This is a genomic window from Caballeronia sp. LZ028 (assembly GCF_031451415.1).
In the GTDB taxonomy this organism is placed as follows: Bacteria; Pseudomonadota; Gammaproteobacteria; order Burkholderiales; family Burkholderiaceae; genus Caballeronia; species Caballeronia zhejiangensis.
This window is the reverse complement of record NZ_JARUXN010000001.1, coordinates 2374367-2389541: the sequence shown is the minus strand read 5'-3', so window position 1 is coordinate 2389541 and position 15175 is coordinate 2374367. Positions and strand designations below refer to the sequence as shown.

16 protein-coding genes and 2 tRNA genes are annotated in these 15175 nt (G+C 63.4%); 7 read left to right on the top strand and 11 right to left on the bottom strand.

Annotation, left to right across the window (positions count from 1 at the left end):
• Window positions 1-365: 365 nt before the first annotated feature.
• Window positions 366-1814 carry an MATE family efflux transporter gene (locus QCE58_RS11345; RefSeq protein WP_034472804.1) on the bottom strand — a complete coding sequence of 483 codons (1449 nt, stop codon included), beginning with the start codon at window positions 1812-1814 and terminating at the stop codon, window positions 366-368.
• Window positions 1815-2035: 221 nt separating this feature from the next.
• A complete protein-coding gene (locus tag QCE58_RS11340; protein ID WP_008342305.1) occupies window positions 2036-2257 on the bottom strand; it encodes an RNA-binding S4 domain-containing protein in 222 nt (73 codons plus the stop codon).
• A gap of 297 nt (window positions 2258-2554) precedes the next feature.
• Here QCE58_RS11340 and QCE58_RS11335 point away from each other — a divergent pair, with 297 nt between their 5' ends.
• From QCE58_RS11335 to QCE58_RS11325, 3 genes are all read left to right on the top strand, one after another.
• Window positions 2555-2971 carry a hypothetical protein gene (locus QCE58_RS11335; RefSeq protein WP_250440028.1) on the top strand — a complete coding sequence of 139 codons (417 nt, stop codon included), beginning with the start codon at window positions 2555-2557 and terminating at the stop codon, window positions 2969-2971.
• Between the two features lie 70 nt (window positions 2972-3041).
• Window positions 3042-3299, top strand: a complete 258-nt coding sequence (locus tag QCE58_RS11330; protein ID WP_250440027.1) for a hypothetical protein — start codon at window positions 3042-3044, stop codon at window positions 3297-3299.
• Window positions 3300-3448: 149 nt separating this feature from the next.
• Window positions 3449-5569, top strand: coding sequence for an ATP-dependent helicase (locus QCE58_RS11325; RefSeq protein ID WP_250521244.1), 2121 nt, complete (start codon window positions 3449-3451; stop codon window positions 5567-5569).
• An 8-nt stretch (window positions 5570-5577) separates the two neighbouring features.
• Here QCE58_RS11325 and QCE58_RS11320 read toward each other — a convergent pair whose 3' ends face one another.
• The 6 genes from QCE58_RS11320 to QCE58_RS11295 form a co-directional block, all read right to left on the bottom strand.
• Entirely contained in the window at window positions 5578-6342 is a 765-nt protein-coding gene (locus tag QCE58_RS11320; RefSeq protein ID WP_008342301.1) for a DUF4088 family protein, read from the bottom strand.
• Between the two features lie 163 nt (window positions 6343-6505).
• Window positions 6506-6829, bottom strand: a complete 324-nt coding sequence (locus QCE58_RS11315) for an AzlD domain-containing protein (protein ID WP_008342300.1) — start codon at window positions 6827-6829, stop codon at window positions 6506-6508.
• Window positions 6826-7527 carry an AzlC family ABC transporter permease gene (locus QCE58_RS11310; RefSeq protein WP_250521252.1) on the bottom strand — a complete coding sequence of 234 codons (702 nt, stop codon included), beginning with the start codon at window positions 7525-7527 and terminating at the stop codon, window positions 6826-6828. The genes QCE58_RS11315 and QCE58_RS11310 overlap by 4 nt, the downstream gene beginning before the upstream one ends.
• Before the next feature lie 137 nt (window positions 7528-7664).
• Window positions 7665-8486, bottom strand: coding sequence for an AraC family transcriptional regulator (locus QCE58_RS11305; RefSeq protein WP_250521243.1), 822 nt, complete (start codon window positions 8484-8486; stop codon window positions 7665-7667).
• Window positions 8487-8560: 74 nt separating this feature from the next.
• Window positions 8561-9037, bottom strand: a complete 477-nt coding sequence (locus QCE58_RS11300) for a CreA family protein (protein WP_008342297.1) — start codon at window positions 9035-9037, stop codon at window positions 8561-8563.
• 299 nt (window positions 9038-9336) lie between these two features.
• Window positions 9337-10080, bottom strand: a complete 744-nt coding sequence (locus tag QCE58_RS11295) for a FadR/GntR family transcriptional regulator (RefSeq protein ID WP_250521242.1) — start codon at window positions 10078-10080, stop codon at window positions 9337-9339.
• A 110-nt stretch (window positions 10081-10190) separates the two neighbouring features.
• Between QCE58_RS11295 and QCE58_RS11290 the strand changes: the two genes are divergently transcribed.
• The 3 genes from QCE58_RS11290 to QCE58_RS11280 are packed head-to-tail and all read left to right on the top strand — an operon-like array spanning window position 10191 to window position 12900.
• Window positions 10191-10934 carry a (Fe-S)-binding protein gene (locus QCE58_RS11290; RefSeq protein WP_008342295.1) on the top strand — a complete coding sequence of 248 codons (744 nt, stop codon included), beginning with the start codon at window positions 10191-10193 and terminating at the stop codon, window positions 10932-10934.
• Complete coding sequence (locus tag QCE58_RS11285; protein WP_250434969.1) at window positions 10931-12322, top strand: lactate utilization protein B; 1392 nt, start codon at window positions 10931-10933, stop codon at window positions 12320-12322. The genes QCE58_RS11290 and QCE58_RS11285 overlap by 4 nt, the downstream gene beginning before the upstream one ends.
• Window positions 12319-12900, top strand: a complete 582-nt coding sequence (locus tag QCE58_RS11280) for an LUD domain-containing protein (RefSeq protein ID WP_250521241.1) — start codon at window positions 12319-12321, stop codon at window positions 12898-12900. Before QCE58_RS11285 ends, QCE58_RS11280 begins: the two co-directional genes overlap by 4 nt.
• A gap of 66 nt (window positions 12901-12966) precedes the next feature.
• Here the strand turns inward: QCE58_RS11280 and QCE58_RS11275 are convergent.
• From QCE58_RS11275 to fdxA, 3 genes are all read right to left on the bottom strand, one after another.
• Window positions 12967-13042, bottom strand: a tRNA-Asn gene (locus tag QCE58_RS11275).
• A gap of 78 nt (window positions 13043-13120) precedes the next feature.
• Window positions 13121-13196, bottom strand: a tRNA-Asn gene (locus tag QCE58_RS11270).
• Between the two features lie 119 nt (window positions 13197-13315).
• Complete coding sequence (gene fdxA / locus QCE58_RS11265) at window positions 13316-13639, bottom strand: ferredoxin FdxA (protein ID WP_008342289.1); 324 nt, start codon at window positions 13637-13639, stop codon at window positions 13316-13318.
• 290 nt (window positions 13640-13929) lie between these two features.
• Between fdxA and pncB the strand changes: the two genes are divergently transcribed.
• Window positions 13930-15120, top strand: a complete 1191-nt coding sequence (gene pncB / locus QCE58_RS11260; RefSeq protein ID WP_008342288.1) for a nicotinate phosphoribosyltransferase — start codon at window positions 13930-13932, stop codon at window positions 15118-15120.
• The last annotated feature ends 55 nt before the right edge of the window (window positions 15121-15175 follow it).

Genomic DNA, 15175 nt, shown 5'->3' with positions numbered 1-15175 from the left:
TTCGTGCGCGCGCGTCGCGGCGCGCGATTTCCCGCAATCCCCGGTTTTCCGACACTTCGATTCCCCGTTCTGGTCGCCGCTCGTGAAGCGCTCGGCGACGTTTTCGCGTTTTCGGTCTTCAGCACGAAAGTAGCAAGGAGCGTACTCGCGCCGGATCTCGAAATTATTCTATGGGAAATCGGGAAAGCGCCGAACGTTGCACTGGGCGGTGGCGTACGGACGAAAAAAAGCCCGCTGGCTAGAGCGGGCCTACAACCCCTGTCACAGATGTCTCAAGGAGGAGACGGGTTCATCGTAGCAATGCGCGCCGCGCGGCCCAACCAAGCATTCGTGCTATGCAAATCGGCGCGCGGATCGTGTGCTTATCAGACGTGACCGTGCGGCGCGGCGCTCGCGGCGCCGGCGTCGTCCGGCCGTGGCGTGATGCCGGTTTCGATGAAGCGCCGGCTGATGCGATGGAAGCGCAGCGTCATCAGCACGGCGACGCTCGCGAGCCCGGCCGCGAGGCCCCACCACAGGCCCTTCGCGCCGAGTTCGAAGTGGAACGCGAGCACATAGCCGGTCGGAAAGCCGACGCCCCAGTAGCCGAACGCGGCGGCGAGCATCGGAATGCGCGTGTCCTTCAGGCCGCGCAGGCAGCCGGAGCCGACCGTCTGCATGCCGTCGACGATCTGGAACACCGCCGCGACGCCGAGCAGCGACGCCGCGAGCGCGACGGTATGCGCGTTGGCGGGATCGTCGAGATGCAGATACAGCCCGACGATCGCGCGCGGCACGGCGATCAGCACGAGCCCGGAGCACATCATGAAGCCGACGCCGAGCGCGAGCGCGACGAAGCCCGCGTGACGCGCGGCGACAGGCACGCCCGCGCCGACCCAGTAGCCGACGCGCACGTTCGCCGCCTGGCCGATCGCCAGCGGCACCATGAACGCGACCGACGCGACGTTGAGCGCGATCTGATGCGCGGCGAGCGGCGCTTCGCCGAGCAGGCCGACCATCATGCCGGTGGCGAGAAAGAGCGTCGATTCGACCCCGTAGGTGATCGCGACGGGCCAGCCGATGCTGAACAGTTCGCCCATCAGCGGCAGGCGCGGGCGCGCGCGCGCGACGAAATGCCGGTAGCGCGGCCGCAGATGCAGCACCGCGACGAGCGCGATCGCGATGCCCCAGACGGTGATCGTCGTCGCCGCCGCCGAGCCGAGGAAGCCTTCGCGCGGCAGGCCGTACGCGCCGTGGATCAGGCCGTAGTTGAGAAAGCCGTTGACGAACACGCCGCCGATGGAGATCCACAAGAGCCTGCGCGCCGCGCCGATGGCGGGCAGAAACGCGCGCATCATCCCGACGCCGATCAGACTGCCGGGCGTCCCCCAGCGCAGCACCGCGCAGTATTCGCCGACGTTCTTCGCGAGCGTCGCGGGTTCGTGGAACGCGAGCAGGATCGGTTCGGCGTAGCTCAGCAGCACGAACGCGGGCACGGCGAGCAGCAAGGAGAGCACGAACCCGGTCCAGTAGATGCCTGGCACGCGATGATCGGCATTCGCGCCGCGCGCATGCGCCACCGACACGGAAACGGACGTCAGCACGCCCTGCAGGAGCGTCACGACGACGAAAAAGAGATTCGCGCCGAGGCCGCCCGCGGCGAGGGCATCGGGGCCGAGCGAGCCGAGCAGGATGGTGTCGGTGACGCCCATCGCCATCTGCGAGAGCTGCGCGATGGCAAGCGGCGCGGCGAGACGCGCCGTGTCGACGGCGTGACGCGAGAGGCTCGGCGGTCCTTGATGCGCGCGCGCGGCGCGCGTGACTGGCGGTTGCATGTTGATCGGATCGAAACGAAAAGGCCGCAATGAGTGCGGCCGGACTGGAACGCGAGGGGGCAAGGATCGAAGCGCAAACGCGCTGACGGGAACCGACGCTGAAACCAGAACGAAAGAACAGACCGTCAGCTTATTGCGTCGCGTGCGGCATGTCGATGACGCGTTTGCTTATGCCCGGATTTTCGCAATTGCGCGGCGTGTGCGCGCAAATCGCCGCGCGCTTAATCGGGCGCGCGCACGTAAATCGTCTGGCCGTCGAGCTTCACTCGCTGACCCGCGCGGATCTTGCAGGTCTTGCGCAGTTCCACCTGGCCGTCGACGGTGACATCGCCCATGGCGACGCGCGCCTTCGCCGAGCCGCCGCTGTCCGCGAGGCCCATCAGCTTGAGCAGATTGTGGAGTTCGATGAAGTCGCCCGTGAGGGTGAATTGGAGTGGCGGCATGAGGCGGGCAAGGCGGGAATGCGGGAAGGGCTCAATGATAAACCACGCCGGGCATGCGCCGTGCTCAGGGATCGCGAGGACCGGTAATCCCCACTCAAGCGCGCTCGTTGGCAAATGTAGCCAGATGAAACCGTCGGTAACAGTGACTGATTTTCGCGAACTTGCCCGATTGACCGCCGGTCCGACCATTTGATCGATGCAGCTTCGGTCATCTTTCCAATCGACAAAAGTCGCGCGGATCGCTCGTTTCATCGTCGTAAGAGCGCCGCCGACGCCAACTAAAAAGAGGACTAGCTCATGACTCGCGCACGAATCCTTTTGATCAGCTCCGCCATCGCCACGTTCGCCGCTTCGGGCGCTTATGCGCAAACCGCGACCCAGTCCGCACCGGTGCAGACGCAAACGCAAGCGCAAGTGCAGCCGATGCAAGCCCAACAGCCGATGACGCCGCCGCCGCAGAACCTCGTCGCGCCCGCGCCGACCGATCCGCTCGTCGAGCGCCGCAATGCCAATGCGAAGGCGAACGCCGAATACAGCGCGTCGAAGAAGGCGTCGAAGGCCGAATTGAAGGCGCAAACCGAGCAGGCCAAGGCGCAGTACAAGGAAGAGGTGAAGAACGCGAAGATCAATCGCAAGGCGGACAAGGACGCCGCCAAGGCCGAATTGAACGCGACCGAGCCGAACGCACCGAAGGACACCGGCTTGCAGCATTAAGCGGGGGAACCGGGAATCGCCGCGAGCTCGCGTTTGGCGCGGCTCGCGGCATCGAACAAGGGAGAAGACCATGAATCGAAAAACTCATGCACTGCTGGCCGCGCTGATCGCGGGGACGTTCGCGAGCGCGAGCGTGGCATCGTTCGCACAGACGGCGTCGGATACGCCGACTGCCGCCGATCAAAAGGCCGCGAAGGAACAGAGCAAGGCCGACAAGAAGGCGGCCGTCGCGCAAGCCAAGGCCGACAAGAAAAAGACCGAGGCGCAATCGGACGCCAATGAAGCCGCCGCCGAAGCGAAGCTCAAGAACGCGAAGAAGGCCGACTGACGCAAATCTTTTGCAGCGATGCGAGCCCGGTTCCGTGCGAGCCGGGCTCGTTGCATTTGGGGCCAAAACCCTTGTCGAGCCAAAGGCTTGCGCGTGCGGGTTGTATGGATATACAGTGTGCGTCACTCATTTCCCGCCGCCTTTCTCCCGTGCTCACGCTCCCCGACACCGCCGACGAATCCACCACGAAACAGGTCGCCGACTATCTCGCGAAGCTCAACGAGGCGCAGCGTCAGGCCGTCGAATTCGGCGTCGACGAACCGGGGCGCGCGGGCGGGCCGCTGCTCGTCATCGCGGGCGCGGGATCGGGCAAGACCAACACGCTCGCGCATCGCGTCGCGCATCTGCTGGTGAAAGGCGCGGATCCGCATCGCATCCTGCTGCTCACGTTTTCGCGCCGCGCGGCGCTCGAAATGACGCGGCGGGTGTCGCGCATCGCAATGAACGCGCTCGGCACGAGAAGCGCAATCGCGCAGGGTTTGTCGTGGTCGGGCACGTTCCATAGCGTCGGCGCGCGGCTGTTGCGCGATTACGCCGATCTCGTCGGGCTCGCGCCGTCGTTCACCATCAACGATCGCGAGGATTCGGCCGATCTCATGAACCTCGTGCGGCACGAGCTCGGTTTGTCGTCGAAGGAAAAGCGCTTTCCCGCCAAATCGACGTGCTTCGCGATCTACTCGCGCGTCGTCAACACCGGCGCGTCCCTGGCGACCGTGCTCGATCAGTCGTATCCGTGGTGCCGCGAGTGGGAAGCGGACCTGAAGCGCCTCTTCGCCGCGTACGTCAGCGCGAAACAGGCGCAAAGCGTGCTCGATTACGACGATCTGCTGCTCTACTGGTCGCATCTCGCGGCGGAGCCGTCGATTGCCGCCGATCTCGCGAGCCGCTTCGATCACGTTCTCGTCGACGAATATCAGGACACGAACCGTCTGCAGGCATCCATTCTTCTCGCGATGAAACCGGACGGGCGCGGCCTCACCGTCGTCGGCGACGATGCCCAATCCATCTACTCGTTTCGCGGCGCGACGGTGCGCAACATCCTCGATTTTCCCGGCCACTTCGATCCGCCCGCCGCGACCGTCACGCTCGACCGCAACTATCGTTCGACCTTGCCGATTCTCGAAGCGTCGAACGCGGTGATCGGCCTCGCGACCGAGCGCTACACGAAGAATCTGTGGACCGACAAGGCATCGGCGCAAAAGCCGCGCGTCGTTGCCGTCGCCGATGAAGCCGATCAGGCGCGCTATGTCGTCGAAAAAGTGCTCGAAGCGCGCGAAGGCGGCATGAAGCTCAAGGCGCAAGCGGTGCTGTTTCGTGCCGCGCATCACAGCGCGGCGCTCGAAATCGAATTGACGCGCCGGAACATTCCGTTCGTGAAGTTCGGCGGACTGAGGTTTCTCGATTCCGTTCATGTCAAGGACGTGCTCGCGGTGTTGCGCTGGGCCGAGAATCCGCGCGATCGCGTCGCGGGCTTTCGCGTCGCGCAGTTGTTGCCGGGCGTCGGACCGGCGATCGCCGGGCGCCTGCTCGACAGCGTGAGCGCGCCGGACGCGGTGGCGTCGAATGCGATCGCCGCGTTTCAGGCGCCCGCGCGCGCGTCGGAGGACTGGCCGCGTTTCGTCGGCCTGATGGCGAAGCTCTGCGGCCGCGACTCCGGCTGGCCCGCCGAGTTCGAAATGATCCGGCGTTGGTACGAGCCGCATCTGGAACGCAATCACGAGGACGCGGCGATCCGCATCGGCGACGTGTTGCAGATGGAAAGCATCGCGGCGACGTATCCCACGCGCGAGCGCTTTCTCACCGAACTGACGCTCGATCCGCCCGACGCGACCAGCGACGAATCCGGCGTGCCGCTGCTCGACGAAGACTATCTGATTCTCTCGACGATCCATTCGGCGAAGGGCCAGGAATGGCGCAACGTGTTCGTGCTGAACGGCGTCGACGGCTGCATTCCGTCCGATCTCGGCACGGGCAGCGACGAAGAACTCGACGAGGAACGGCGGCTGTTATACGTCGCGATGACGCGCGCGAAGGAAGACCTGCACATCATCACGCCGCAGCGCTTCTACGTGTACAACCAGACGCATCTCGGCGACCGTCACGTATGGGCGCAGCGCACGCGTTTCATTCCGCCGCATCTGATGCAGAACTTCGAAGCGGCCGCGTGGCCGCCCGTCATCGCGCCCGCTGCGCCGACGGCGGCGGGGCTGGCTGCGGCCGCGAAAGCGAAGATCGATATCGCGGCGCGCCTAAAGGGAATGTGGGACTGACCTGAATCTCAGCGCTGCGCGCGCGATGCACGCGGCGCGCGCGGCGACGGCGAGAAGATGCTGCGCAGCCATGCTGCGAAGCGTGTGTAGCCGTCGTAAGGCTCTTCGACGAAAAGCTCGGGCCGCAGCGAGCGCAGATATTCCAGCACTTGCTGCGCTTCCTGCTTCTGGATCGAGCCATAGAAGATGCCGAGCCGCAGCAGGCAGCGCAGTTCGCCGAGCTTCTCGCGCGCGGTCGAACCGATGCTCGTCTCCACCGAAATCTTGGTTTCATACACGCGCTGACGTAGCGAATCGGCGAGACGCCATGCGGGCGTCTGCATCTTTTCCTCGACTTCGCGAATATCCGCCGCCGCCGATTTGATCTGCGAGGCGAGCATGTCGACTTGCGATACGTCGCCGTCCGCTTCGGTGACGATCGCCGTCGCCCACGCGCGCGATGCCTTGACGAGATCCTCGGCGGTCCAGTCCGCGCGGATCGCGAAGGCGAAGCCGTGCTCGGCCGCCTGCCGGATCAGGATCTCGACGACGTCCGGAAACTCCTTGTCGAGCGCGCGCTTCGCCCACGCGTACTGGCCGTGCGTGAGCATGCGCTGCACCGCCTGCTCGGTGAGCGGCGTGTTGTTGTCCAGGAGCTTCGCGCGCAGGAAGTCCTCGAACGAAGGCGTGACGAATTGCGGATCCAGCTTCAGCGACAGACGCGTGAACGCTTCGAAATCGCGCTGCAGCGAAGCGATGGTCTCGTCGCGTAACGATAAGGTGATTTGACGCATGTTGGTTCCCGGTTCCGCCTTCGATCTCCGAAGGCGGGAAAAGCTGTCGGCGCCGCGTCTCAGGCGGAGTCCATTCGTTTCTGTTATCGGCGCGCGCTTCGGGAACTTGAGGATTCTTCGATGCTCTTTGAAAGCCGTTTAACGGCTGATGGAGAGAAAACGTTTAGCGCAGCACGGCGAACTGCCACGCGAAAAACACCGCGAGCGACACGGCAATCGTCAAAAGCGGCCGTTTCGTGAACGCGCAAACGATGATCGCGACGATCGCAGCCACGAGCTGCGGATTGCGCCAGGTGATTTCCGCGCCGTTGCCGTGCGGCGAGACGGTCATCGGCACGATGATCGCGGTGAGCACCGTCACCGGCACGAACGAAAGCGCGGTGCGGACGATCGGCGGAAAGGGCAGGCGTTCGCCCAGCACGAACACGGCGGCGCGGATCGCGAACGTAACGGCCGCCATGCCGAAGATCAGCGTGACGTAGTTCATTGCGTGCGCTCCTTCGCGTTCTTCAGACGATGTTTCGCGTGGCCCTTCGCTTGCGGACGGTTTTCCATCAGCGTGAGCAGCATGCCGACGGCCACGCCGACGAACACCGCCGCGAGCAGGCCGAGCTTGTACGGCCAGTCTTGCCACGCGAAGGACAGCACGCCCGATGCGAGCGCCGCCGCGACGAAGCGCACGGCGACGAGCTGCGGCACGACGATCGCGATGAACGTCGCGACCATCGCGAAGTCGAGCCCGAGCGATTTCAGTCCGGGAAACGCGGCGCCGAACAAGAGGCCGAGGAGCGTCCACAACTGCCAGTTCAGATACATCGCGACGCCGGAGCCGAAGAAGTAGTGCGGCCCGATCTCGCCCGGCGCGCGCTTCTGATAGTGCGCGTAGGCGACGGCGAAAACTTCGTCGGTGAGCATGCCCGCGAGCGCCCAGCGCCAGCGGCGCGGCAGATGCGCGACATACGGCGCGAGCGTCGCGGAATAGAGCACATGACGCAGATTGACGACGAGCGTCGTCGCCAGAATGACGGCGAAGCTCGCGTGCGACGCGATCAGGCCGACCGCGATGAACTGCGCCGAGCCCGCGAACACGACGAGCGACATCAACTGGCCGTGCCAGAGCGTGAGCGGACTTGCGGTGACGAGCGTGCCGAAGATCACGCCGAAGGGCGCGGCGCCGATCATCATCGGGATGGTGTCGCGTGCGCCGGCGGCGAATTCGCGCAAAGGTGTTGCTTTCAAGATTTCCTCCTATGGAAGCGAGGATACGCAAAACGTCGATGAGAATGCTTGTACGTTCTTGCGCTTTCCCGAGGCCGGACCGCCTAACGCCAGCGGCCGGGCGGCACGCCGAACGTGCGCTTGAAATGGCGCGTGAAGTGACTCTGATCCGTGAAACCGCTCGCCGCCGCGACATCCGTCACGGATGCGCCCGCGCGCAACGCCGGCAGCGCGCGCACGATCCGCAGCTGATTGCGCCACGCATGCGGCGCGAGACCGGTTTCGCGCGTGAAGAGGCGCGCGGCGTGGAAGGTCGAGAGACCGACCGTCTGCGCGAGTTCGGCGAGCGTGACGGGTTCGAGGAGATCGTCGGCGAGGCGGGATTTCATCGTCGTGACGCGGTGCGCGTCGGCGGCGAGCGGCGCGACGCGCGGACGTTCGAGCGCGTGGCGTCCGAGCAGCGTCGTCACTGCATCGACGAGCGCCAGTTCCGCGGCGAGCGGGTCGGCGCCGTTTTCCAGCAGGCGATGCGCGATCTGCAAACGCCGCGCGAGATCGGGATCGCGGATGATTTCATCCGGAAACCACGGCGACGATTCCGGCCGCCCCGACAGGTCGCGCGCGAGAGTTTCGACGAACGGCACCGGCAGATAGAACACGCGATAGCGCCAGCCCGCATCGACGGCCCGCGCGCCGGTATGCACTTCGCCGGGATTGATCACCGGCACCGAACCGGCTTCGGCGACGTGATGCGCGCCGCGATAGTCGAAGCACTCCGCGCCGGCCTCGATCACGGGCACCGTATAGGCGTCATGCCAGTGCGGCGAGAATTCGTGATCGTAGTATTCGGCCGTGACCATGTCCGCGTCCGGCACGAGCGGCGAGCGCCAGTAGCGTGCGGCATTGCGGAAACGGTCGGCGTGCATGATCGAGCAATTCTGAGATAAGCGGAATCGCCCAGTTTACAACTTTGCTTCGCGCCCGGCCGGACAGTTGCGTGTCACTTCACCGGTATGGTCGTGCCCTCGGGCATCGGAACCGCCGTCACGCTGTTTTTCGGGCTGCCGGTCGCGATGCGGTCGCTGTAAGTCAGATAGACGAGCGTATTGCGTTTCGTATCGACGACGCGCACCACATGCAGCGTCTTGAAGATGAAGGACATGCCGGCCGAGAACACGTCGGTTTTCTGCTTGAGCGGTTCGGCGATCTTGATCGGCCCGACCTGGCGGCACGCGATCGACGCTTCCGTCGGATCTTCGGCGATGCCCAGCGTGCCTTTCACGCCGCCCGTGCGCGCGCGGGACACATAGCAGGTGACGCCCTGGACGAGCGGATCGTCGTACGCATCGACGGTCACGCGGTCCGATCCGGTGAAGCGGAAGTTGGTGTTGACGCTCGCGATTTCCTCCGCGTGCGCGAGTCCGGCGCCGGAGAAAAGTGCGAGCGATGCGGCGAGCGCGAGGACGGAGCGGTTCATCGTCATCCTTCGGAAAAGAGAAAGGGCGTCGTATTGTATCGACGCCCTTGGCTCTTCGATGCATCTCGTGCCCGCATGCGGTCAATGAAAGATCAGATACAGAATCACCAGCACGATGACCGGCACGCCGAGCAGCCATCCGAGTAGATAAGGCATGTTGTCCTCCTTCGCATGTTGTTTTCGACGGTTTCAGTATCGCGAGGATGCGCCGCCCGCGTTAGCCGTGCGTGTCCGAAATGCGTGTAGGCGACGTCCTATCATCACTTTCTTGCGGCTTACAGATTCGTAATGTGATTGGATCAGGCCGCGCGGTTTTTCTTCGCGGAAACATCGCGATACAGCGTGCGCACGTAATCGAGATGCGCGCCCGCGCACTCCCGCGCCCGCGCCGGATCGCGCGCTACGATCGCATCGAAGATCGCGCGATGCTGCGTCATCAGGTTCGCTTCGACTTCGTCGTCGTAATCGACGAGACGGTGCGACGTGAGCATCGATTCGCGCACCAGTTCATTGAGTCCGTGCATGACGTGCGTGAGCGCGACGTTGTGCGTCGCGTCCGCGATGGCGAGATGGAACGCCGCGTCTCTCTCCGCGATGCGCGTGCTTTTTTCGGCGACGGCGTTTTGCAGCGCGTCGAAGGCAGCGGCGATGCGCGCCAGATCGTCGTCGGTGGCGCGCTCGGCGGCGTAGGCGGTCGAGAGCGTTTCGAGGCCGTGGCGAAGTTCGAGAACGTCGGCGCTCGCGTTCGGCTGTTGCTCGAGCAGGGCGGCGAGCGGATGCGACACGAGCGGCGCGGTCACATCCGATACGACAAAACCGCCGCGCCCGGCCGCGCGGATGAATCCGTCCGACTCCAGACGGATCAACGCCTCCCGCAGCGACGGACGCGACACGTTCAACTGCTCCGCCAGATCGCGCTCGGCGGGCAGGCGCTGGCCCGGCAGCAGCGTGCCGTTCGAAATCAATTCCCGGATCTGTCCCGACACGACATCGGAGAGACGCACGCGGGCGTAGGAATGCGCATGGACGGGCTGGAAAGTCATCGTTCGACGTGAATGCGAGGTGAAAGCCGGGGAATGCCCGAGTTTGACACGAAAGAGGCATCTCATTAAAGTCTTGGTCAGACCAAGCTTACCAAATCGCCGAACCCGTCATGAAAGTCGCCTTGTTCGTCCCCTGTTTCATCGACGCTTTTTATCCGCAAGTCGGCATCGCCACGCTCGAACTGCTCGAACGGCTGGGCGTGGACGTCGACTATCCGCAGGATCAGACCTGTTGCGGCCAGCCGATGGCCAATAGCGGCGCACACAAGGAGGCTGCCGGCGCCGAGCGCGTGTTCGCGCGCAATTTCGCCGACTACGACTATGTCGTCGGGCCATCGGCGAGTTGCACGCATCACGTACGCGAGCATTTCACCGCGATCGAGCAGACGAGCGCCGTGCAGAAGGTGCGGCGCAATACGTTCGAGCTCGTCGAATTCCTGCACGACGTGCTGAAGGTGCGCGAGTTTCCGTGGGCCGAATTTCCGCACAAGGTCGGGCTGCACAACAGTTGCAGCGCGGTGCGGCATCTGCGCGAAACGTCGAATTCGGAAGTGGCCGGAACGCCGTATTCGAAGCCGCGCACGCTGCTCGAACGCGTGAGGGGTATCGAGTTCGTCGCGCCCGCGCGTGCCGACGAATGCTGCGGATTCGGCGGCACGTTCTCGGTGACGGAAGAGGCCGTCTCCGTGCGGATGGGTCAGGACAAGGTGCGCGATCACGTCGGCGCGGGCGCGGAGTACATCGTGTCGGGTGACATGTCGTGTCTCATGCATCAGCAAGGCTGCGCCGAGCGCATGAAAGCCGATGCGAAGTTCATCCACATCGCGCAGGTTCTGAACGGAGCGCGCGCATGAGCAAAAGCGTTCGGATCGATCACGCGAAGGCGGCGGGCGCGTTCCTGCAGAAGCCGGATCACGTCGCGTTCCACGACAAGCGTCTGTGGGACTTGCGCAGCAAGCGCGACGCGCAGGCGCACGGCATCCCCGAATGGGAGACGATGCGCAATCTCGCATCGGCGATCAAGGAACACACGCTGTCCAATCTCGCCGATTACATCGCGCAGTTCGTCGATCAGGCCGAGAAAAACGGCGTCGTCGTGCATTTCGCGGCGAACGCCGAGGAGCACAACGCGCTCGTCTTCAAGCTGATGAGCGAGCGCGGCATGACGTCGCTCGTGAAGAGCAAGTCGATGCTCACCGACGAGTGCTACATGCGCGACTATCTCGAACCGCGCGGCATCACGGTGATGGAAACCGATCTCGGCGAGCGCATCCAGCAACTCGATCATCAGGATCCGAGCCATATGGTCGTGCCGGCCGTGCACAAGCTGCGCGCGGACGTGGCCGAACTGTTCGGCAAGACGATCGGCACCGATCCGCGGAACAGCGACATCCACTATCTCGCGGAAAGCCAGCGCATGAACACGCGGCCGTATTTCGTGCGCGAGAAGACGGCGGGCATGACGGGCTGCAACTTCGCGGTCGCGGAGACGGGCACGGTCGTCGTGTGCACGAACGAGGGCAACGCGGATCTTTCGGCGAACGTGCCGCCGCTGCATATCGCGTCGATCGGCATCGAAAAGATCATTCCGACGATCAGCGATCTCGGCGTGTTCGTTCGAATGTTGTCGAGAAGCGCGCTCGGCTCGCCGATCACGCAGTACACGTCGCATTTTCGCGCGCCGCGTCCGGGCACGGAGATGCACTTCATCCTCGTCGATAACGGCCGCTCAGAACGCCTCGCGATGGACGATTTCTGGTACTCGCTCAAGTGCATCCGCTGCGGCGCGTGCATGAATACGTGTCCGGTGTATCGCAGAAGCGGCGGGCTTTCGTATGGCGGGACGTACTCCGGTCCGATCGGCGCGATCATCAATCCGACGCACGATTTGAAGCGCTATAGCGCGCTGCCATTCGCGTCGACGATGAACGGCAGTTGCACGAATGTCTGTCCCGTGAAGGTGAACATTCACGAGCAGATCTACAAGTGGCGCGAGGTCATCGCCGAGAAGCACGAAGTGCCGTTCGTGAAGCAGGAAGTGCTGAAGATGGCGGGGCGCCTGCTCGCGAGCCCGACGCTCTATCGTGCAACGGTCGCATCGCTCGGCGGCGCGTTGAAGCGCCTGCCCAACTTCGTGCTCTACAACCCGCTCAATATCTGGGGACGCGGCCGCGATCTGCCTGAAGCGCCCGCCGAGACTTTTCACGAGTGGTACAGGAAAAACCGGAAGCTCGATAAATGACGACTCGCGAAGCTTTTCTCTCGAAGATCCGCGCGGCGCAGCCCGCATCGCGTCCGCGCCCGGACGTGCCCGTGTTCCCGTCGCCGGAAGGCGAACTGAAGGCGCGCTTTACGACCGCGCTCACCGCGATGGGCGGCACATGCGTCGAAGCGGCCAGTCTCGAAGACGTGAACGCGCTGATCGCGACACGCTTTGCCGATGCGAAGGTGATTGCATCGGCGGTTCCGGGCGTCGACGGCACGCGGCCGCTTTCATCCGATACCGTGCCGGCATCGCTTCAGGATGTCGATGTGGGCATCGTGCGAGGGCGCTTCGGCGTCGCTGAAACGGGCTCGGTGTGGTTCAGCGAAGAAGAGTACGTCGTGAACGCGATCGGCTATCTGTCGCAGCATCTCGTCGTGCTGCTCGACCCGGCGCAACTCGTCGAGGGCTTGCAGCAGGTGTATCGACGCGACGATTTCAAAGCGGCGCGATATGCGGTACTCGTGACGGGGCCGTCGGCGACGGCGGATATCGAAGGCGTGCTGATTCGCGGCGCGCAGGGCGTGCGCTCGCTGACCGTCGTGTGGCTTGCGTGAAGCGATGAAGTCAGCGCACAAAGCAAAAAGCCCAGTCATGCGACTGGGCTTTTTGACAGAAGCTTTTGGCTCCCCGACCTGGGCTCGAACCAGGGACCTACGGATTAACAGTCCGGCGCTCTACCGACTGAGCTATCGGGGAACAACTGAAACATCTACAACTGAAATAAAAACTCAGCCAACTGACCGAGCTCTTTTGAAACCGACTTGCTGGAGTTTTTGGCTCCCCGACCTGGGCTCGAACCAGGGACCTACGGATTAACAGTCCGGCGCTCTACCGACTGAGCTATCGGGGAACATCTACAGCAGAGAAGCGGAATTATAGGGGGCTGCTTTTGGCGTGTCAACGCTCAATCTTCATTTGATACGCATTTTTTGCAATCAAATGAAGCGCGTGCGTCGGCGAGCGCAACAATCAACGCTCGAGCAGACTCAGCTTTTCCTTGACGTCCTTGAACTCGTCCGCTTCCGGAAGCGAGCCTTTCGTCTTCGTGATGCTCGGCCAGTTACGCGCGAGTTCAGCGTTCAGTTCGGTGAAGTGCTGTTGGTCGCCAGGCACATCTTCTTCGGCGTAGATAGCGTTCACCGGGCACTCGGCGACGCACACGGCGCAGTCGATGCACTCGTCGGGATCGATCGCGAGAAAGTTGGGACCTTCGCGGAAGCAATCCACCGGGCACACGTCCACGCAATCGGTGTACTTGCACTTGATGCAGCTTTCGGTCACAACGTGAGTCATTCAGGCTCCTGCATGCGGAATTCGTGGGGGCGGCGCCCTGGCGGCTGCATGGGCCGGAAGGTGCGCTTGCCGAAACGCATATTGTAGCGTAACGGTAAAAGTGGGCGCGCGCCGCGCGAAGCGCTCTTTATATCGATTCGTGATGTATGTATGCGCGGCGTCGCAAAAGGGCAGGGCGCGGATCATGTCCGCGCGGACATTCGGGTAACATGACCCTAAAGGCCTCGGGCTGCGCGCTGGCAAGCAGGCAAAGCGCGCGGTCCATTCGCGTGGATGTTCCCGTCAGAACCATGATCATCAATTCGCTGCTCGATACCGACCTCTACAAGTTCACGATGATGCAGGTCGTGCTGCATCACTTCCCCGCGGCGCATGTCGAATATCGCTTCCGCTGCCGCACGCCGAATGTCGATCTCGTGCCGTATATCGATGAAATTCGCGACGAAGTGCGCCAGCTTTGCAATCTGCGCTTCAAGGAAGAGGAACTGGATTATCTGCGGCGCATGCGCTTCATCAAGAGCGACTTCATCGATTTCCTCGCGCTCTTCCATCTGAATGAAAAGTCGATCCGCATTTCGCCGTCGCCCAAGAAGAACGGCGAGATCGACATCGAGATCGAAGGGCCGTGGCTGCACACGATTCTCTTCGAGATTCCGGTGCTCGCGATCGTCAACGAAGTCTATTTCCGCAACACGCAGCGCAAGCCCGAGTATGAAACCGGCCGCGAGCGCCTGCGCGACAAGATCAAGCTGCTCGCCACGCCACCCGAATATTCGGACTGCAAGATCGCCGATTACGGCACGCGCCGCCGTTTTTCGGGGCAGTGGCACGAGGAAGTCGTGCTGACGCTGAAGGACAAGCTCGGCGCGCAGTTCGCCGGCACGAGCAACTGCTTCTATGCGATGAAGCACGGCTTGCGGCCGCTCGGCACGATGGCGCATGAGTACTTGCAGGCGTGTCAGGCGCTCGGCCCGCGTCTGCGCGACTCGCAGATCTTCGGCTTCGAGATGTGGGCGAAGGAATATCGCGGCGACCTCGGCATCGCGCTGTCGGACGTTTACGGCATGAAGGCGTTTCTGCGCGACTTCGACATGTACTTCTGCAAGCTGTTCGACGGCGCGCGCCACGATTCGGGCGATCCCTTCGATTGGGGCGAGCGCCTCATCCGGCATTACGAAGAAAACCGCTGCGACCCGCGCACCAAAGTGCTCGTGTTCTCCGACGCGCTCGATATCCCGAAGGTGCTGCAGCTGTACGAGCGTTTTCGCGGACGTTGCCAGCTCGCGTTCGGCGTCGGCACGAATCTCACCAACGATCTCGGCTATCAGCCGCTGCAGATCGTCATCAAGATGGTTCGATGCAACGGTCAGCCGGTCGCGAAACTCTCCGATTCGCCCGGCAAAAACATGTGCGACGACAAGGCGTATCTCGCCTATCTGCGTCAGGTCTTCGGCATCGAGCAGCCGGTCGGCGACGACTGAGCGACGCGCATTCGTCCATTCGGCCTATGCCGTTCGGCCGAGGTTCGTGCGTGTA